General features: G+C 39.5%; 18 protein-coding genes. 2 read left to right on the forward strand and 16 right to left on the reverse strand.

Going from position 1 to position 19,284, the window contains the following annotated elements:
* Nucleotides 1–4: 4 nt before the first annotated feature.
* The 7 genes from F938_RS15605 to F938_RS15635 form a co-directional block, all read right to left on the reverse strand.
* Entirely contained in the window at nucleotides 5–1,180 is a 1,176-nt protein-coding gene (locus F938_RS15605) for an aspartate aminotransferase family protein (protein WP_005033256.1), read from the reverse strand.
* Entirely contained in the window at nucleotides 1,177–1,437 is a 261-nt protein-coding gene (locus F938_RS15610; RefSeq protein ID WP_005033258.1) for a hypothetical protein, read from the reverse strand. The genes F938_RS15605 and F938_RS15610 overlap by 4 nt, the downstream gene beginning before the upstream one ends.
* Nucleotides 1,438–1,443: 6 nt before the next feature.
* A complete protein-coding gene (locus tag F938_RS15615; protein ID WP_005033259.1) occupies nucleotides 1,444–2,181 on the reverse strand; it encodes a YggS family pyridoxal phosphate-dependent enzyme in 738 nt (245 codons plus the stop codon).
* Between the two features lie 186 nt (nucleotides 2,182–2,367).
* Nucleotides 2,368–3,348, reverse strand: coding sequence for an aliphatic sulfonate ABC transporter substrate-binding protein (locus F938_RS15620; RefSeq protein WP_005033261.1), 981 nt, complete (start codon nucleotides 3,346–3,348; stop codon nucleotides 2,368–2,370).
* A gap of 119 nt (nucleotides 3,349–3,467) precedes the next feature.
* Nucleotides 3,468–5,066, reverse strand: a complete 1,599-nt coding sequence (locus F938_RS15625; RefSeq protein WP_005033263.1) for a sensor domain-containing diguanylate cyclase — start codon at nucleotides 5,064–5,066, stop codon at nucleotides 3,468–3,470.
* 536 nt (nucleotides 5,067–5,602) lie between these two features.
* Nucleotides 5,603–6,211, reverse strand: a complete 609-nt coding sequence (locus F938_RS15630) for a GNAT family N-acetyltransferase (RefSeq protein ID WP_005033266.1) — start codon at nucleotides 6,209–6,211, stop codon at nucleotides 5,603–5,605.
* Between the two features lie 34 nt (nucleotides 6,212–6,245).
* Entirely contained in the window at nucleotides 6,246–6,884 is a 639-nt protein-coding gene (locus F938_RS15635; protein ID WP_005033268.1) for an FMN-binding negative transcriptional regulator, read from the reverse strand.
* Between the two features lie 125 nt (nucleotides 6,885–7,009).
* Here F938_RS15635 and pdxR point away from each other — a divergent pair, with 125 nt between their 5' ends.
* A complete protein-coding gene (pdxR, locus tag F938_RS15640) occupies nucleotides 7,010–8,512 on the forward strand; it encodes a MocR-like pyridoxine biosynthesis transcription factor PdxR (protein WP_005033270.1) in 1,503 nt (500 codons plus the stop codon).
* Nucleotides 8,513–8,636: 124 nt separating this feature from the next.
* Here pdxR and F938_RS15645 read toward each other — a convergent pair whose 3' ends face one another.
* The 9 genes from F938_RS15645 to F938_RS15685 all read right to left on the reverse strand — a co-directional run bounded on the left by F938_RS15645 (nucleotide 8,637) and on the right by F938_RS15685 (nucleotide 18,428).
* The gene (locus F938_RS15645) at nucleotides 8,637–9,023 is read right to left on the reverse strand and encodes a carboxymuconolactone decarboxylase family protein (protein ID WP_004829624.1); all 387 of its coding nucleotides are present in this window, start codon (nucleotides 9,021–9,023) and stop codon (nucleotides 8,637–8,639) included.
* Entirely contained in the window at nucleotides 9,020–10,477 is a 1,458-nt protein-coding gene (locus F938_RS15650; RefSeq protein ID WP_005033271.1) for an NAD-dependent succinate-semialdehyde dehydrogenase, read from the reverse strand. The genes F938_RS15645 and F938_RS15650 overlap by 4 nt, the downstream gene beginning before the upstream one ends.
* A gap of 142 nt (nucleotides 10,478–10,619) precedes the next feature.
* The gene (locus F938_RS15655; RefSeq protein WP_005033273.1) at nucleotides 10,620–11,792 is read right to left on the reverse strand and encodes a hypothetical protein; all 1,173 of its coding nucleotides are present in this window, start codon (nucleotides 11,790–11,792) and stop codon (nucleotides 10,620–10,622) included.
* A 32-nt stretch (nucleotides 11,793–11,824) separates the two neighbouring features.
* Nucleotides 11,825–13,219, reverse strand: a complete 1,395-nt coding sequence (locus tag F938_RS15660; RefSeq protein ID WP_005033274.1) for a purine-cytosine permease family protein — start codon at nucleotides 13,217–13,219, stop codon at nucleotides 11,825–11,827.
* Nucleotides 13,220–13,587: 368 nt separating this feature from the next.
* Nucleotides 13,588–15,057, reverse strand: a complete 1,470-nt coding sequence (gene tgnC / locus F938_RS15665; protein ID WP_005033278.1) for a (Z)-2-((N-methylformamido)methylene)-5-hydroxybutyrolactone dehydrogenase — start codon at nucleotides 15,055–15,057, stop codon at nucleotides 13,588–13,590.
* A gap of 11 nt (nucleotides 15,058–15,068) precedes the next feature.
* Nucleotides 15,069–16,106: a flavin-dependent trigonelline monooxygenase oxygenase component gene (gene tgnB / locus F938_RS15670; protein WP_005033280.1), complete on the reverse strand. Its 1,038-nt coding sequence runs from the start codon at nucleotides 16,104–16,106 to the stop codon at nucleotides 15,069–15,071.
* A gap of 2 nt (nucleotides 16,107–16,108) precedes the next feature.
* A complete protein-coding gene (tgnA, locus tag F938_RS15675) occupies nucleotides 16,109–17,041 on the reverse strand; it encodes a flavin-dependent trigonelline monooxygenase reductase component (RefSeq protein WP_005033283.1) in 933 nt (310 codons plus the stop codon).
* A gap of 24 nt (nucleotides 17,042–17,065) precedes the next feature.
* Nucleotides 17,066–17,857: an alpha/beta fold hydrolase gene (locus F938_RS15680; protein WP_005033285.1), complete on the reverse strand. Its 792-nt coding sequence runs from the start codon at nucleotides 17,855–17,857 to the stop codon at nucleotides 17,066–17,068.
* Nucleotides 17,826–18,428: an amino acid synthesis family protein gene (locus F938_RS15685; RefSeq protein WP_005033287.1), complete on the reverse strand. Its 603-nt coding sequence runs from the start codon at nucleotides 18,426–18,428 to the stop codon at nucleotides 17,826–17,828. The genes F938_RS15680 and F938_RS15685 overlap by 32 nt, the downstream gene beginning before the upstream one ends.
* A 148-nt stretch (nucleotides 18,429–18,576) precedes the next feature.
* On the opposite strand from F938_RS15685, the gene F938_RS15690 reads away from it, so the two are divergent.
* Entirely contained in the window at nucleotides 18,577–19,239 is a 663-nt protein-coding gene (locus F938_RS15690) for a GntR family transcriptional regulator (protein ID WP_005033289.1), read from the forward strand.
* Nucleotides 19,240–19,284: the final 45 nt, after the last annotated feature.

The raw sequence follows: 19,284 nt of genomic DNA on the forward strand, positions 1-19,284 counted from the left end.
CACTCTACTTGTCACTTAGATAACAGGCTTTCAGCAAGCCGTATATTTGCTGGGCTAAATATTCAATTTGTAGATCAGTCATGATCAAAGGAGGCAGTAAACGAATAATTTTTCCCTGAGTAACATTGAGCAATAGATTAAACTGTTCACTGGCAATTTTTGTCAGGTTTTCAATCGGATGAATCAGTTCAATTGCAATCATCAACCCCACACCACGTACAGATTTGATGTTGTGTAACCCTGTTAATTTAGATTGCAGTAAATCGAGTAAGTGATATCCTTTTGCAGAAACTGACTGTAAATACTGCGTTTCGAGTAAATCTAAAACACGATAAGCCACTCGACATGCCAACGGATTCCCACCAAAAGTTGAGCCATGTAAGCCAGACTGCAATAAATGCCCCAACTTAGGATGGGTTAAACAGGCACCTATCGGTAATCCATTGCCTAAACCTTTTGCAATGGTAAGTACATCAGGACAAATTTCAGCTTGTTGATAATAGAACCATGTTCCTGTGCGCCCCAGTCCACATTGGATTTCATCTAACATCAACAACCAATTCTGTTGATCACATAGTACTTTGAGCTGCTTGAGATAAAATGTTGAAGCAATATTCACCCCAGCTTCACCCTGAATTGGCTCGAGTAATACTGCCACAACATCGGGATCATTTTGATAAGCTTCGATCGCAGCCAAATCATGAAATGCAACAAACTCAAAACCTGTTAATAAGGGACCAAAAGCCTGACGATAATCTGGCTTAGCTGTTGCAGATAACGCTCCTAATGTGCGTCCGTGAAATGCGTGTTGCATGACGATTATTTTGGGACATTGAATGCCTCGCTGATGACCATATAAACGAGCTAATTTAATTGCCGTTTCATTGGCTTCTGTGCCTGAATTACAAAAAAAAGTCTGGGTTAAACCCGTAATCTGTGCCAGTTTTTCAGCAAGACGTTCATTCCAAGTATGTTTAAATAAATTGGAAAGATGTAAGAATGTTTGGGATTGTGCCACGATTTCCGTATGAATATCAGGATGAGCATGCCCAAGTAAGGTGACACCGACACCTGAAATAGCATCCAAATAACGCTTATCTTGGTGATCCCATAGATAGCACCCTTGACCACGTTGAAATTCAATGGCTAAAGGTTGGTAAACGGGCATTAAATAACTCATGTCATCTCCTGCGACAAAATATTCATCGAACAGGGCTGATAGATATATTCACTTCCCAAGAGCTGCATCGTCCCCTCTTTTTGCATAAGAAAACGCGAATCTTCAATCACTTGATGTAACTCATAGCTTAATTCGGTTGTATGCTGTAAATAACTCAACAAAGTATTAATTTTCATTAAAGCGTGCATAGAACGGCTTTGAAAATGTCCCAATAATTTGCCCTGTTGATAGATGGTTAATTGAAAATGTTGACTCATCTTGGCTTACTCCGCCCAGTAATAATGATCAGGCAGTGCTCTTGCACCAAAAATAGCCTGCCCAACGCGAATATCCGTTGCACCTTCTTCGATGGCAATTTCAAAATCTCCAGACATCCCCATAGATAAACGCTGGACATCAGGATAAATTTTTTGAATTTGATCTCTTAGTACACGTAAAGTCTGAAAACATCGCCTCACCTCAACAGCATCTTGACTGTGAATAGCCAGGGTCATTAATCCAATTATTTTGAACTGCGTAAACTGCTGACACTGATCAATTAAAGCTAAGGCTTGTTCAGGTTCAACACCAAATTTACTGTGTTCATTGGAGGTATTTACCTGAATAAAAACAGGAATTTTACGTTGTTCGAGTAATAAGCGATGATTTAGTTTTTCTGCAAGTTTTAAACTGTCTAAGGCATGAAACTCATCAATAAATTTGGCAACATACTTCACTTTATTGCTTTGTAAATGCCCAATTAAAATCCAATGAATCGGTAAATGTTGTAGCGCTTCATATTTGGCTTTCGCCTCTAACACTTTATTTTCACCAAAACTACAAAAGCCTAATTGATATGCCTGTTCAATTTTTTCAATCGCTAAAGTTTTGGTCACAGGCAATAAGCGAATCTCTGCGGGATTACGTCCTATTTTTTGGCATATCGCTGTAATCTGTTGCTGAACCTCACTAAAGTTTTGCTGCAACCCAATTAAATTGCTCGGCGTAACAAAGTGCTCCATAAAAAACCCATGACAAATTAATTTTGTCCTATGACAATAATATGGTTTAAAAAATTGCGCAAGCTTTTTATCGTCTTGCTCGACAAATTAGCTTGCGCTTACTCAATAAAACCCATTCATCACCGTGACTAAATCACGCGCTAAGAATTAAAGTTATTGCCATTTTTTACATACCCAATGCTCATATTATTGAGCAGGTTTCCAAACAAATTGTGCAGCTTCAATTTGATTAGGAATCAACTTTTGACTATAGAAGAGGTCTGCAATCTTTTGTTGAGATTGAATAGCCTCTGAACTTAAAATCGCAACAGGATTTGGTTTTGGTTTTTTAGCAATCACTTTTTGCGTCACTTTGACATCTAAACCAGTGCTCTTCGCCAAAATCTCAGCTGCTTCTGATGGATGAGCATTAATCCACTGATCACTTTGATTTAATACAGCCAATACTTTTTCTGCATCCTTTGGATGGTTTTTGACAAAATTAGGCTGCGCCAAATAGTAGCTATAGGTCGTTGGCAAATCTGTAGACTCGAATAAAATCTTTGCATTTCCATCAATTTCGGCAGCGCTAATATAGGGGTCCCAAACAGCCCAAGCATCAATTGCCTTTTTATCCAAAGCAGCACGTGCATCTGAAGGCGTCAGCCAAACAGGTTGGATATCTGCCCATGATAGATGAGCTTGCTTTAAAGTTTCAGCCAAAAAGTTATGCGCACTTGAGCCTCGGGTTAATGCAATTCGTTTTCCTTTCAAATCCGCAAGACTTTTAATCGAACTCTGATTCGGCAATAAAATCGCATGAGCCTGTCGTGAGGATTGCTCATAACCTAAATAATTCAATTGTTTCCCCGCGGATAATGCAAATACAATCGGTGCATCACCGGTATAACCGAAATCAATTGAATTGACAGATAAAGCCTCTAAAGTCTGAGGACCCGCGGGAAATTCTTTCCACTCAATTTTTACATGAGGGAATTGTTTTTCAAACAATTGATTCTGCTTCGCCACGATCAATTTTAATGCTGCTTTTTGATAACCTATATTGAGTGTACTGATCTGATTGCTATCAATGGATTTTTTATCATCCTGTGTCTGTTTTGAACAACCTGAAAGCAGTAACCCTGTACTAAAAATGGTAATCAATCCATATGCTAATAACTTATTCATACTCACTCAAATCATCTAATATTTCATCGAGTGTATACAGACAATAAAATATTGATAAATATATAATCTTTATATATTTATCACATAATATTCACAAAGGTTTTTAACGCTTCAATGTTCTATTTTTTATAGCGAATACAATTACGTCCTTCTGCTTTGGCTAAGTATAAATATTCGTCAGCAGCTTTAAATACCTTATGAATATCTGTAGATATTTCAGGCCAGTGTGCAATACCAATTGACACAGTCACTGCGGGAATATCATCAATTGGACTTTTTTCCAACAGTTGGCGAATTCTTTCAGCAATATTGATACTTAAATTTTGGCTATCTATCGGACTTAATATGACAAATTCCTCGCCACCAATTCGACAACAAATATCAATATTTCGTACACAGTCCTTGATATGCTGTGCCGTACGCTTTAACACCATATCCCCCTTTTCATGCCCATATTGATCATTGATTTTTTTAAAGTAATCAATATCTACAGCAATAATGGCAAAAGGAATATTGGATTTCATCAAGCGTTCAATATGCAGCTCCATCCCACGACGGTTATACAGCCCTGTCAAAGGATCAGTATTCACATAATGGTTGAGTGTGGAAATTCGTTTGCTAAAATTTGAAGAACTTTGCAACAAGGATCGTTTAAAATTCCTGACTTCATAATACAGCGCATCAACATCTTTAATTTGGTTGGCTGTTTCTGGATTGTTTAAATGGCTCGCCATCGTTGCCAAGCGGTTTAATGGCGCAGAAATATAATAGGAAATTTTCCAGATAATTAAAAAAATTAGAATATAAAAAACAAGCATATATGCAATAATTTTATAGATAAGGTTGGGTACTTTTTCTAATAGTTTATGCGTGGGTTGTTGCGAAACAATAATCCAATCGGTGTGTTTCACTTTTGCAAAACCCGCTAAATTATCAACCCCCTTACTATTGATCAATCTGATTTTTCCTATCGAATGTTTCTCCATATAATCCAGACCTGTATTGTCTGTTGCATATGTTCCTATTCGATGAACATCAGGATGAAAAATGATTTTATGCTGGCTATCGAGCACATACATATAGCTGTCTTTATAATTAAAACTAATCGTCAATAACTCATTGATAATATTTCTTTCTTTTAAATAAATCGCACCACCTACAAAACCTAGATAGTTCTTATGCCGATCAAAAATTGGTTGTGAAATAAACACAATCAAATTCTTTTTGACTGAGTAATACGGACTTGTAATCACGGTCTTTTGGGTATCTAAAGATTCAGTAAAGCCCAATGTTCTATTGATTACATTTTTATTCAATGCAATTTTCGATGGTGAAAAATTCAGGATTCGACCATGTTTATCAGAAATAATCACACTATCAAAAAAGTTAGACTGAAATTTGAGGCGGTCTACTTCTGATTGTTTAAATTTTTCGTCATCAAATGATTGCCCCAATAACATGGCACTGTAATCAAGTTGTTTTAATACCGTCTGAATTTGAGAATCTGTTTTTTGCGCAATCTTCGTTGCATACTCCATATTCACAGACAAAGACGTATCTAATAATTCTTTTTTTTGAATAGAGTAGTTTACGAATAAAGATGCAATAAAGAGGATAACAATACTGAAAACAGCCAAAAATAGAATAAGTTTCCTTAGGTTTAATTTTAAACAAAATATGAATTTTTTTAGTTTCATTGAGTCAATTGCAAACAGCATTTGCTTGAATTTTATGCTCTTTTAATCATTATTACTACAATATTTTTATTATTATTAAACTTATTTCCAATCTCCTTCAAATAAGATGCGCATAATATTATCAACAAATTATAAGGGTCATTCCATATAATAACACTTAAAAATAATTATAACCCTCTGTAATATAAATAAGAAATTCAATTCACTTACTCATTATACAATATACTCAGGGGATGTATTTTTTACCTTCTAGATTTAATGTAAAAATATATTATTCTTATTAACATGACTTTAATCATATATTAAGCTCTACTTCGCATATTCTTTATATCAACTAAATTAATAGATTTTACAACGACAGCAATTTGCCTAATTGTCTTGAATTGATGTCTGATCAAGAGTCATAACATTACTATGTTTATCGAATAAAAAATATTTAATCAATCAGTGATTTGACCGACACGAATGTTTATCAATCAAAAGCAATCAACAAGTGACTGCCATGAATATAGAGCATCCTTGGCAATCAAGTTGATTTTCATGGTGATTTAAGCTGCTTAGATACTTTTGGAATTATTCGACTTGCCAAGCAAAAAATTTAAATGTTGTCGTACCGCAGCCCATTCACTTTTTAAAATACTATACACATATGTATCACGCAAAATATCATCTTTCACAATTTGATGGCTACGCAATATGCCATCGAGTTTTGCACCTAAACGTTCAATCGCGGCTCGACTTTTGAAGTTAAATGAGGATGTGCGAAACTCAACTGCAATACAATCCAAGTGATCAAAAGCATAACTTAGCAGTAACTGCTTACATGCTGTATTGATATGTGTTCGTTGCACAGATTGTCGATACCAAGTTGAACCAATTTCGACACGGCGATGGACCGCTTCGATATTCATAAAACTGGTCATGCCTAAAACTTGAGCTGTTTGTTTTTCAATGACGGTATAAGGCAACATCTTGCCTTGAGTCTGTAAGTTCAATCGTCGATGAATCTCAGCCCCCATTTGCTCAGGCGTTGGGATATGTGTAAACCATAAGTTCCATAGTTCTCCGTCACATACAGCTTCTATCAGCGCTTCCATGTGTTGTATTTCAAGCGGTTTTAAAATGACATGATCATTTTCTAAAACCTGAGACGTTAGCCAAGTCATTCAATTCTCCTTCTACCTACATAGAGATAAGTATTTATTTATTTTTCTCTGCTGCAACCTGATACATTGCATCAGCAATTACACCATCCTCCGTTTGAGATAATGCATTGGCAACGCCAACAATATCTCGATGATCTTTGTTCTGACCGAGTTTTGCTTTGCCTTGCAGTCTCGTGATTTCTATTTCAATACCAACAATTTCCTGAAGCATCGGTTCTAAATAATCTTTGGGAGCATCAGACATTTTCCACGGGGTAGGTTGAGTTGCTTCATGTGTCCGAGTTAAACGAGCAACTACACCTCGTACATAACGCTCGTCATCATGAATACGGATTTTGCCATGCGCATGTACAACCCTGTAGTTCCATGTTGGCACCTGTCGCTGGTGTTCATGTTTACTTGGATACCATTGAGGTGAAATATAGGCATCTCCAGCACGGAATACCACCAACACCTCATCACCGTCATGAAGCTGCTGCCAGATAGGATTCTGTCTTGATACATGGGCATGGAGTGTACCCAACTCTGACTGTTCTAACTGTAGTTCAAAAGGTAAATGGTTAGCATCTAGACCCTGTGTGCTATGACTCAACAGTATTCCCAGCGGATATTCACACATCAGTTGATGCATCTCTTTCACTTCAGTGATTTCAAAATCTTTAGGGATATACATGGTCGACTCCTCTCACTCTCAATCATTAAAACTGTCATTAAACATGAACTTTCTGTTGTAAATTTTCTGATTTAATTGGATTATTCAAAAGTACCAGTTTGTATTTATTTAAGTAGTCCAGAATTATGGCGAGAATGGCAAAAGTGGTTGAGCTTCCTTCAATTTCGAAGCTCAACAAACAGCAAGGCAAAGTGACTGCGCAACTGATACAGATCCTCAGAGAAGCTGTACAACAAGGAGATTTAAAGGCAGGTGATCCTTTGCCCTCGTCACGTGAATTGGCGCTCAGCTTAAGTGTTTCCCGTGGAACGATAATTGAAGCATATGATCAATTACTGGCCGAAGGTGTTTTAGAGGCACATCCACGTAAGGGAACCTTTGTTGCACAGTCTTTAATCAACACGCCACATCAACAACATCAAAAAGACATTGTTACCAATACATTTAAATCAAATCTGACAGCAGCCGCACAAGCCTATGCCGAGATATTAAAAGAATTTAAACCTTTGCCCCATTTACCCTTTGCGATATCTGTTCCTACCGGACGTACTCAACCCAATGATGTCTGGCGCAAATTTGGCAATCGCTATCGCGCTCAAGGAGAAGGCTTACCCTCAGGCTATGATGATCCTCAGGGCGTATGGTCATTGCGAGTTGCAATTGCAGCGTATGTTCGTCGTTCTCGTTCAGTTCATTGCCAACCTGAACAGATTGTGATTACCAATGGCATACAACAAGCTTTATATATTTGCAGTCAAATTTTATTTGAACCGAAGGATCAGGTATGGCTCGAAGATCCTGCTTATCGTGGAACGTCAGCCATTTTAGAAAATGCTATACAAAACATCCAAATTATTCGTGTTCCTGTTGATGAGGAAGGATTGCAAGTCAATACAGCCATCAACCTTGCTCCTCATGCACGAGCAGCTTTCGTTACCCCTTCTCACCAATACCCGATGGGTATGCCAATGAGTTTATCTCGTCGTCATGCCTTATTGGCATGGGCATCACAACAACAAGCATGGATTATTGAAGATGATTATGACAGCGAACTACGTTATCACGGGCAACCTTTTCCAGCCTTACAAGGTTTAGCACCTGAACGTGTCATCTATTTGGGTACTTTTAGTAAAGTGCTTTTCCCTTCACTTCGACTGGGTTATGCGATTTTACCGCAAGCCTTAGTTGCACCTTTCTGTGGTTTAAGAGTGTTGATCGACCGTCACCCTGCTTCAGCAGATCAACATGTGCTCGCCAAGTTTATTGAGCAAGGGTATTTAGAACGACATATCCGTAAAATTCGCCAAGTTTATGCCGAAAATCGTCAACATTTGATGACGATAATTGCAAGACATATCCCTGAACATCTCGGTTATTTAGAGTCAGGAGATCAAGGCATGCATATGGTGCTTTGGCTCGCAGAACATATCAATGACCTTGCCATTGCCCAAGCAGCCGTAGACATGAAAATTGCAGTGAAAGCTATTTCTCCAACTTTTTCAGCACAACGAAAACGTTCAGGTTTAATTCTTGGCTTAGGTGATTTTAATCTCAAGCAAATGGAAAGTGCGGTCATAATTTTAGCTGATCTTATTCAACAAGCTAATGTTAAATCAGCATCCATCTAGTCAATCAGTTAAAAACATGTATCGCAAAATCGAATTTCTGTTGATCAATATGAATCTGCGCATATCGATCTATACAGACCAGTTTAGATCTAAACCCAACTGCACAGAGTCAATTCTTTACAGTTTAGTGCTGTTCTTCTTGATATTCCTGAATAGCTTCTTTGGCTATACGAAAACTGTCTACCGCAGCAGGTACACCACAGTAAATTGCAACTTGTAACAGCACCTCACGAATTTTGTCTTTTGGTACACCATTTCGTAATGCGCCTTTAACATGTAATTTTAGCTCATGTGGACGATTTAATGCAGAAATCATGGCAAGATTAATCAGACTACGCTCAGGTTTGCTCAGTTCTTCACGTCCCCACACTGCGCCCCAACAATACTCAGTGACCAACTCCTGTAAGGGTAAATTAAAATCATCCGCATTGTTGATCGATTGATTGACATAATCTTCACCCAGTACTTGTTTACGAATCACAAGACCTTTTTCAAATTTTTCATTACTCATCTGTTTAATCCTCCAAATAAGGTATATTTAATTTCAAGGTAATCTTCAATGCCATACTTTGAACCTTCACGCCCTAAACCTGATTGTTTGATTCCGCCAAATGGTGCAACCTCATTAGAAATCAATCCTTTATTGATACCTACCATGCCGTATTCCAATTGTTCACTCATACGCCAAGCACGTCCAAGGTCTTTGGTATAACAGTAGGCTGCTAAACCAAACTCTGTTGCATTGGCCATCTCTAACACCTGTTGCTCGGTTTCAAACTTAAATACAGCGGCAAGCGGACCAAAAGTTTCCTGAGTTGCCACATCCATGTCTGCGGTCACATCTGCAATAATGGTTGGCTGATAAAATAACTCTCCTGCGCTGTGACGTTGCCCCCCTGTCACCAAACGAGCAGCTTTGGATAAGGCATCTTGTACATGGGCTTCAACTTTCTTCACAGCATTCAGATTAATCAGTGGACCAATTTCACTACCAACATCCAAACCATTGCCAATTTTAAAAGCACTGACTTTTTCACTTAATGCGTTGATGAATTTATCGTAGATGCCTGCTTGAACCAAAAAGCGATTTACACAAACACAGGTCTGCCCTGCATTTCGATATTTTGCAATCAATGCGCCTTCAATGGCGTCATCCAAATCTGCGTCATCAAAAACAATGAATGGTGCATTACCACCCAATTCCAAAGAGACTTTTTTTAAGGTTTGTGCAGAACGTTGATAAAGCATTTTTCCCACAGGTGTAGATCCTGTAAATGTAAACTTTCGCACCACATCACTTTCAAAAATAGCATCTCCAATCGTGACTGCATCCCCTGTAATCACACTGAAAATTTCGGCAGGAATCCCAGCTTGCACAGCTAAATCAACCAACGCTAAAGCTGTAAATGGTGTTTCAGGTGCAGGTTTAACAATACAAGGGCAACCTGCCGCCAATGCAGGCGCTACTTTTCGTGTAATCATCGCTGCCGGGAAATTCCACGGCGTAATCGCTGCAACGACTCCGATCGCTTGTTTTTGTACCATAATACGTGCATCTGGATATGGGCTTGGCACGATATCCCCATATACACGCTTTGCTTCTTCAGCAAACCACTCCACAAAACTGGCAGCATACAAAATCTCTCCTCTCGCCTCTGCCAATGGTTTGCCCTGTTCACTGGTGAGAATAAAAGCAAGTTCATCTGCCTGCTCAACCATCAATTCAAACCAACGTTTTAAAATGATTGAACGATCTTTTGCTGTTTTATTTTTCCAAGCTGACCAAGCATTTGCAGCAGCTTGAATTGCTCGTTCTGCTTCGGTTTTCCCCATATTGGGTACTGTCCCAATAAGCGCTTGAGTTGCAGGATTATAAATATCTGTTCTTTGAAGGTTGTCAGCATCGCACCATTGCCCAGCGATGAAGGCTTGTTGGTGAAAGAGAGACATGTCTTTGAGTTGCATATGGATCATCCTGTTTAGATGCAAACATCCGTATGTGCTTATAACGCTATGGTTTGTATAAGCAGATACTTAGTCTTGTATTATGGCATACCAAGAAAATGATGAAAAAAATTTTCGGTTGCCCGAATGTTATGATTCAACGTTAAAAATAATAGAATAAAGTCAAATTCAATAGCTTATTCCACTTATTATCATCCCCCAATGCCAATGATGCTGCATTGCCACCGATAAAAGGATCATTTTTACTCATGATATATTCAGCAAGCAAAGAAAGCTTTTTATGATCAATGGAGACACCCAAGATATTTCGAATGGAATCCTTTGCTTCAGCCTGATCTTTGTTATATCGGCTATGCATGAGATAAGGGGTAATATTGCCAATTTTTCCGACATCTTTAAATGCATACCCCAGATCAGCCGTGTAATAACTGGCTTTGTTGGCGACGGCATATTCAGTGTCATAAGACCCCATGAGCGAAGTGTCAGGTTGAATTAAATCTTTATTGTTGACATCATTTTTGCCTCCAGTCAAAGTCAACCCAAGCAGCCCATAATTTACTTTGGTAAATACTGACCAAGCATTACGTCGTCCAGTCTGGTTGGTTTTCTTATTGTCTATTTGCGAGATCCAGTAAGACGCACCAAGCTGCGTATCTAAACCATCGATACCCAAAGGAATATCTTGACTCACCCGCCCCACCCACATGTTTTTCTCTTGTAAGTTGGTTTGTGTCACATCATCGGAACGTACATAATTGGCTGTGTAACGACCTGAATCTGGCGTATAGGTCCCTGAATAATGACCACCATCAATCGCAAAATAACCAAAATCAAATTTGGTCGCTGACGATAATTCAGCATGATAGTTCACACCAACATTATGCACATCTTCCAAACCCGCAGTAGTATTAATACTACCATACAAGCTATTACCCCAGAAACGTCCGGGTCCAAATGGAATGGCTTGCATACCCACCACAAGTTGATCTGTTTTATTCAAACGATAACCTGCATAAGCATCAATCATGCTGGAAAAATCACAAAACCGCTCATATTGATAACAACGATATTCTGCGTGTCCAAACAGATTTCCACGTTCATAATCCAATTTAAGTTGTGCTGCATCGAAACGGATTTTCTGATCATCAGCATTCTCACCATAATCTTTGACTTGGTAATTGCCCCGTACATAACCAGATACAGTGAGCTGACCTGTTTCACTATTGGATTCACCAAAACTGATTCCAGCATAACTTGGTGAAATATATTCAACCAAAATTAAAGCGATAACCCATTGTAAATTATTATTTTTCATCGTGAAGATTCCTTTCACATCACATTTTAATGTTAAACTTTGATATCCAAAGCTGAGTCTGCGTATTTAATCTTGCTGAAATTAAACAGGTAATACACGATAAAACTCACCACCAATCCAATCACCCAAGAAACATCAACATCAGGGATCACATTGGCAAATGGTCCTGTAAAAAAGGCATTGGTCAAGAAAGGAATCTGAATCATAATCCCGATAAAATAGGCGATCAGCGCTTTGGCATTAAACTTGCCGTAAATACCACCATCTTGGGCAAAAATAGACTGAATATCATAAGATTTCTTGTTGACCACATAGAAATCCAAAAGGTTGATCGACACCCAAGGTACTAAGATAAACAACAAGGCAAAAATCACATTCAGGAAGAAACTGATAAAGTTGCTCGAAGCCCATAATGCAGTGAAAGTTGCCAGAATCAGTACCACAACTGACAGCACAATTCGAATATTCTTACTCGGTATCCATTGTCCTGCAAAGGTTTGAATCGAAGTAATGCATGACAACACTGCACCATATAGATTCATGGCATTGTGACCGATAATATTACAAAGAAATAAAATCATCAGAATGTAGCCAAATATGCCTGTGCCTGATTTAACTGCTTCCATCGCATCTGTTGTGGAACCAATACTGACCGCTACAGTTCCAAAAGCCATAGCAAAAATTGTACCGAGAGATGCACCCAAATAGGTGTAAATAAAGGGTTTATAAATGCCAATACTTTTAGGTAAATATCTTGAATAATCTGAGGTATATGGAGAAAAACTAATTTGCCAAACCGCACATAAACCAAACATGGCAAACCAGCCTTTCAGGTTGAATGTTCCTTTTGCCAAAACCTCAGCATTGATATGCGGCAGCATAATGATTAGACCAATCAACAGCGAACCACCCATAAACCAAGTCCCAATCTTATTGAACTTATGAATCAGGTGATAACCGATGATCCCAATGGTCGTTGCGGCAATTGCTCCGATCACGGTTGCTGTAGGTACAGGAATTGCAGGCACAACCGTGTGCAAAGTTTTACCCGATAAAATAATATTGGAAATAAAGAATCCAAGGTAAATCAGGGTCGTAAATAACACCACCAACAAAGCCCCATAGCGCCCAAACTGCGCACGGCTTTGAATCATTTGTGGAATACCCACTTGCGGTCCTTGTGCCGAGGTTAGTGCTAAAATCGCTGCACCAAAGAAATGTCCTGCACAAATTGCCACCAAAGCACTGATTAAGCTTAGCTTAAAAGTGAGCATCGACATTGCACCTGTAATCACAGCCAAAGGCGCAATATTGGTACAAAACCATAAAGTAAAAAGATCCCGAACCTTGCCATTGCGTTCAGAGGGATCTACATAATCAATCGAATGGCTTTCTATCGCAAAAGCATTTTTTTCATTTTGACTCATATCCTTAATCTCTCTTTGAGGAATTCATTTTCCTCAATCTGAATTTATTTGTGAGCGTAAATGTAGATTTCACAACCTACTTTGTCAGCATCCTATTCAAATGACCTGACCACGATATTGACGATAAGGCTGACTAATACGCTGTCGTTTGCGTGAATTCAGCCTAAAAAAGATAAAAGACACCCCATGTGAGACTTTTTTCAAAGCTCAACAATATTTATCCTTTTCAATTACAGTAAAAATTTATAGAACTTTAGTGTTCTGCATATATTTTCATCCTTGAAGTTAAATTCCTTGAATTAAAGTTTGATCATTTACCACATGACCATCATCTATTTCATGATCATCATTTATCTCATGACTATTATTTATCTCATGATAAAGGGATCATCAATCGGTTGATCAGAGGTACGTAACCAAACCGTTTTGGTGGTGGTGTAGTCAAATACCGCCTCAAAACCACCTTCTCGACCATGTCCAGATAAACCATGACCACCAAAAGGTGCAAGTGGTGACACTGCACGATAAGTATTGAGCCAAACAATTCCGGATTGAATCGCTTTTGTCATGCGGTGTGCGCGACTTAGATTTGTAGTAAACACGCCTGCGGCAAGACCATAAGCGGTATTGTTTGCCGTGTGTATTGCCTCAAGCTCTGTTTTAAAACTGACCACAGACAGCACTGGACCAAACAACTCATTCATTACACAATCGGCCTGAGTCGCATCACTACAATCCAAAATAGTGGGTGGATAGTAATAGCCTGCACGGTCAATACTCTCCCCACCTGTCAATAGCTTTGCCCCCTGCTGAATTGAACTGGCGACAATCTGTTCAATTTTTTGCCGTTGGCGTAAAGTACACAATGGACCGAACTCAGTTGCCATATCCTCAGGCAGACCAATTTTGATGCTTTGCACACGTTGTACCAAGCGCTGTACAAATTCATCTTTGATGCTTTCTTCGACCAATAAGCGAGAACCTGCCACACAACTTTGTCCAGTTGCAGCAAAGATCGCTGCGACTTGAGCATTTACAGCACTTTGTAAATCAGCATCTGCGAACACAATAAATGGAGATTTCCCCCCTAACTCAAGAGATACTTTGGCAAGATTTTCAGCAGAATTTCTGACAATATGCTGCGCTGTTTCAGGTCCGCCTGTGAATGCCACATGTGCAACGTCAGGATGACAGGTTAAAACAGCACCACATTCAGCCGCAAAACCTGTAATCACATTTACCACACCCGCAGGGAAACCAGCTTCATGTACTAAGCGTGCAAAAGCCAGCAAAGGTGCTGGACCTTCTTCCGACGCTTTTAAAACCACGCTACAGCCTGCTGCCAAAGCAGGACCAACTTTAACTGCGGATAAAAATAACTGACTGTTCCAAGGTACGATTGCTGCAACAACACCTACAGGCTCTCGAATAGTCCAAGCTAGCATATCAGGCTTATCAATCGGTAAATATCGACCTTCAAGTTTGTCAGCAACACCAGCATAATAGCGGTAATACTCGGCTACATATGCAATCTGGCTCGACGTTTCACGGATAATTTTACCGGTATCTTGTGTCTCAAACAGCGCCAACTCTGGTGCTGATCGTTCAATCAAATCCGCAAGTTTATATAGCAACTTACCCCGCTGAGATGCGGTTAAATCGGCCCAAGCTGAATCTTTTAATGCTTGTGAAGCAGCTGCAACCGCACGATTCACTTCATCTGTACGTGCTTCAGGCATTTTTGCCCAAACTTGTCCTGTTGCAGGATTGATACTGTCAAATTGTGCAGCACCATCCTCAAACTGACCATTGATATATAACTGAAATGGAGAAGTCATGGTCTTCTCTCCTATGCAAAAGCTGGCATCACTTCGTTGATCATACGTTCCAATGAGGCTTTTTTACGTTCAAAGCTCATTCCTGTATCGATCCAGAATGAGTATTCGTTATAGCCCATTGCCTCATAAGCTTTTAAACGATCAATCACTTCTTGCGCTTGACCAATCACATTATTTTTACGCATAGCTTCTGGACTATAGAAAGGATGTTGCGCCATTTCTTCCTTGGTCATCGGTGCGATCAGCCCTTGGCTAATTTCACGCTCATTTTTAAACCATGCACCAAAATAATTATAGAATATATTGATTTCATCTGCGGCGAGTTGAGCATCTTGCTCACTGTCAGCGACATAGGTATGACGAAGTAACATAATTTCAGGACGTGGAATGTCTGCAAATTTCTCACATGCTGCATTAAAGTTGCCCATCAATTTCTCAACTTCTTCATCACCCAAATGTAATGGTGTCACTTGCACATTACAGCCATGCTGAACTGCAAATTCATGACTATTTGGATCACGTGCTGCAACCCAAATCGGTGGATGTGGCTCTTGTAAAGGTTGAGGAGCAGAGGTTGTTTTCGGGAATTGCCAAAACTCACCTTGATGCTCGTAATCGCCTTTCCACAAGTTTTTAATGGCAGGAATCATTTCACGCAAACGTTGCCCTGCACTCCATGCATCCATACCCGGTACCATGCGCTCATATTCGAAAGAATAAGCTCCACGGGCAATACCAATATCCAAACGACCATTGCTGATAATATCTGTCATCGCTGCTTCACCAGCCAATTTGATTGGATGCCAAAACGGTGCAACGACTGTACCTGTACCTAAGCGCACATGTTGAGTTTTGTTGGCCAAATCAGCCAAATTGATAAATGGATTAGGCGCAATGGTAAAATTCATCGCATGATGTTCACCTGTCCAAATCGCATGCATTCCGCCTCGATCTGCAATCTGACAAAGTTCAACCATTTCATCATAAAGCTGTTTTTGTGTTTGCTGATCAGAAACACGTTCCATGTGTACAAATAATGAAAAACGCATAGTTAAACTTCCTCTTTAACAATTTGACGAACTGTACCTGTTGTTTGATTACCGTAATACACCCCATAAGTTTTGAGGTAATTTTCTTTACGATAACGCATCAACATACTTTCCAAGGCACTATCAACAAAAGTAAGCTGCTCAAGATCATTCAAATCTATAAACTGCCCCTTATGTGCTTGAAGTACTGGGGTATTACATAAGAAGGCAATATACTGTTGCTGTGTGGTGATATCGTCATATACAGAATATATAAAGCTTGGCGATGCCTCAGGTTGATAGACACTGAAGATTTTTTCGAGGGCTTTTTCAGCACCGTCTTTGTTGACGAGCAAATGCGGCAAAGTCCATTTGCCATCAGCAGTTTGTTCAAGCAAAATCTGGTTTTCATGACCGATTAACGCCATCATCATGACTTTCATACTTGAAATCACATCTGTCGATGATTTAGCTGGTGTGAAATAAGCACCACGATAATAACCAAGACCTGCAAAGCCTGCTGAAGCAAAGTTTTCTACTTGACCAATCAAAATCGCATGGTCACCTGCATCTACAATTTGATAAGTGGTGCAATCAAACCATGCACTCACGTGGTCAATAATTGGATTTTGATACTGACTCGTCTTCCAAGACAGATTTGCAAAACGATCATCACTTGGTCGTGCAAAAGTATTGGAAATATCTTTCTGCTCTTCGGCCAAAATGTTAATCGCAAAATGCTGAGCCTTGGCAAAATGATGATAATTGCTCGATGTCTTGGCAATGCTGACCAGTAGCAATGGTGGGTCCAAAGACACCGAAGCAAAAGAGTTTGCAGTAAAACCGAGCGCAGTTCCATCATCTGTACAGGTTGTGACTACGGTAACGCCGGTCATAAATGATCCAAAAGCATCACGTAGTTCACGTATTTTATTTATCGTATCCATTTCACTCATTGCTATATCCCTTCATCAAGCAATTTAGACGCTGGTTTCCAACCATGCTTGCATTGCATTATTCACTTTGTCTGGTGCAGTTAAATTCACCATATGTCTTTCATTTTCAATCACAATTGCTTTTGCATTTTGTGCTTGCTGAGCCATTTGTACTGCCATTTCAGCGGTTGAGTTGGGATCACCTGTTCCTGTTAAAATCAAAGCAGGACATGTGATTTTTGACCAATCATCTGCGTAGGTTGAATCTCCTTGGGCAAATGCTGAATAAGCTGTAGCGTAGCCAGCCATGTTCACATTTTGCAGCCATGTTTTTACCTTTAATGCTGCTTGGCGTTCTACTTCGCTGTCACCAAACCAACGTTGCAATGGTGTATCAATGTCGATCTTTCCTGTTTTCAGTGCTTCAGCACGCTGAAGTACTGCATCTTTGGCTTTTTCTGTGCGTTTATAAACACCATTTAAAACAGCCATTCGTTTAACTAAATCAGGACGTGTTGCACTCACGCCTGTGGTAATCAAAGAACCCATTGAGTGCCCTGCTAAATTCACAGCACCCACATTCAGTTGGCATATAAACTCAATGGTCCAGTCCACAAATGCCTGTAAAGGCGCATCATTGGTCAATTGGGTACTCTGTCCATGACCTGGCATATCCACCGAAATCACACGATAGTGTTTCGAGAAAAATTCTATTTGTGGATACCATGCTTCGGCTTGCATACCCACACCGTGAATAAGTACCAATGGCTCGCCTTCACCCTGCTCAAAATAATGAGCAATCCGATTATTTGACAGCTGCAGGGTTTTTGAGATCATGACCTAACTCTTCCAAATCTTGATAACGATCACCAATACGATGATGTGGACGACCACCTGTTGCGGCACCAATCACCACAACCAATTCATCTGCTGCAGGTGCATCAGGAATAGCAAATTGTAAAGTCAGATAATGAGAACGACGACCTTCATCATTTTTATCCATCATCGGGATCAAGATCGGTGCATTGGCAGGACCACGGGTATTGTTAAATGCTAAGTAAGATTTTGCACCGACCGCACTACGGTAAGTATTACCAAAATGTAAGGTGTGAATCAGTGCAGAAGCATGCTCAAGCTCACCGTTTAAACCCACAACCGCACTCTTACCAAATGCTTGTACAGCTTCACCTGAACCGATCTCATCCAAAATCAGACGAGTTAAATGCTCACTTAAAATAGGCGCAATACGGCGAATTTCTGGTGCCAAGTTTTCAACATAGCCCTGTGCTGCCCACGGATTTTGGATGACCGCTGCTGCTGCTACCATTTTTAAAGGTATTGCTGCTTCTTTACCACCATCGGCATAGGTCGTTTCAACATGCAGTACAGTTTTACGGATTAGATTCATTGCTCTTCCTTGTGAATTCAACTTGTCATTCGTATTATGGTATACCATAATACATGGTGAAAAAAAAGCAAGAGTTTGCTATGCTAATTTTGACAAAAAAACATGTAACAAAATTGTGCATGATTAAAATTGGGAAAGTTCAATCACCATGAATCTTAAAATTGAAAATCCACCTGTGACTTTACGTGAGTTGTGTTTGAACAAACTTCGTAATGCCATTATTACGGGATACTTCCCCTCTGGAAAAAGATTAGTTGAAAGAACCTTGTGCGAAGAACTTGGTGTAAGCCGTTCAGTGGTTCGAGAAGTCATTCGTTATTTGGAAGCAGAAGGTTTGGTTGAAATCCTGCCGAACAAAGGACCTATTGTGTCCTTGTTGGATTGGGAACTTGCATCACAAATTTATGAAATTCGTCTGTTATTGGAACAAAGTGCAGTTGCTGATTGCACCAAGAACCTCACCGATGAAACGACAACTCTACTCAAACGTTTACTCAATGAACTCGAGCAAGCATTCGCTACTGATGATATTGATCTGATTATTTCAACCTCAGCCAAACTTTACGAAACCATTTTTACCACAGCCAAACATTTTATCGCTTGGGAAGTTGTGCAACGTTTAAATGGACGTATCAGCCGTCTGCGTGTCATGACCATGAAATCCACCAAACGACAAATTTCTGGTTATCAACGCATTAAAAATATGTGTGAAGCAATCTATTTACATCAGGATGCTGAAAAAGCCAAACAAGCAGTTGCAGAACATATTGCAGAAGCGGCATCAGTGGCAAAAAATATTTTGAATGCCTGAAAGCATAGATCGTGAAATGATTTAAACCTCAACAAAGGAATGAAA

The organism is Acinetobacter bereziniae LMG 1003 = CIP 70.12, from assembly GCF_000368925.1.
Lineage (GTDB): Bacteria > Pseudomonadota > Gammaproteobacteria > Pseudomonadales > Moraxellaceae > Acinetobacter > Acinetobacter bereziniae.

Excerpts from the sequence above, each read along its gene's own strand:
- F938_RS15605 (WP_005033256.1), bottom strand. The coding sequence starts at position 1,180 with ATGAGTTATTTAATGCCCGTTTACCAACCTTTAGCCATTGAATTTCAA.
- F938_RS15610 (WP_005033258.1), bottom strand. The coding sequence starts at position 1,437 with ATGAGTCAACATTTTCAATTAACCATCTATCAACAGGGCAAATTATTG.
- F938_RS15615 (WP_005033259.1), bottom strand. The coding sequence starts at position 2,181 with ATGGAGCACTTTGTTACGCCGAGCAATTTAATTGGGTTGCAGCAAAAC.
- F938_RS15620 (WP_005033261.1), bottom strand. The coding sequence starts at position 3,348 with ATGAATAAGTTATTAGCATATGGATTGATTACCATTTTTAGTACAGGG.
- F938_RS15625 (WP_005033263.1), bottom strand. The coding sequence starts at position 5,066 with ATGCTGTTTGCAATTGACTCAATGAAACTAAAAAAATTCATATTTTGT.
- F938_RS15630 (WP_005033266.1), bottom strand. The coding sequence starts at position 6,211 with ATGACTTGGCTAACGTCTCAGGTTTTAGAAAATGATCATGTCATTTTA.
- F938_RS15635 (WP_005033268.1), bottom strand. The coding sequence starts at position 6,884 with ATGTATATCCCTAAAGATTTTGAAATCACTGAAGTGAAAGAGATGCAT.
- pdxR (WP_005033270.1), top strand. The coding sequence starts at position 7,010 with ATGGCGAGAATGGCAAAAGTGGTTGAGCTTCCTTCAATTTCGAAGCTC.
- F938_RS15645 (WP_004829624.1), bottom strand. The coding sequence starts at position 9,023 with ATGAGTAATGAAAAATTTGAAAAAGGTCTTGTGATTCGTAAACAAGTA.
- F938_RS15650 (WP_005033271.1), bottom strand. The coding sequence starts at position 10,477 with ATGCAACTCAAAGACATGTCTCTCTTTCACCAACAAGCCTTCATCGCT.
- F938_RS15655 (WP_005033273.1), bottom strand. The coding sequence starts at position 11,792 with ATGAAAAATAATAATTTACAATGGGTTATCGCTTTAATTTTGGTTGAA.
- F938_RS15660 (WP_005033274.1), bottom strand. The coding sequence starts at position 13,219 with ATGAGTCAAAATGAAAAAAATGCTTTTGCGATAGAAAGCCATTCGATT.
- tgnC (WP_005033278.1), bottom strand. The coding sequence starts at position 15,057 with ATGACTTCTCCATTTCAGTTATATATCAATGGTCAGTTTGAGGATGGT.
- tgnB (WP_005033280.1), bottom strand. The coding sequence starts at position 16,106 with ATGCGTTTTTCATTATTTGTACACATGGAACGTGTTTCTGATCAGCAA.
- tgnA (WP_005033283.1), bottom strand. The coding sequence starts at position 17,041 with ATGAGTGAAATGGATACGATAAATAAAATACGTGAACTACGTGATGCT.
- F938_RS15680 (WP_005033285.1), bottom strand. The coding sequence starts at position 17,857 with ATGATCTCAAAAACCCTGCAGCTGTCAAATAATCGGATTGCTCATTAT.
- F938_RS15685 (WP_005033287.1), bottom strand. The coding sequence starts at position 18,428 with ATGAATCTAATCCGTAAAACTGTACTGCATGTTGAAACGACCTATGCC.
- F938_RS15690 (WP_005033289.1), top strand. The coding sequence starts at position 18,577 with ATGAATCTTAAAATTGAAAATCCACCTGTGACTTTACGTGAGTTGTGT.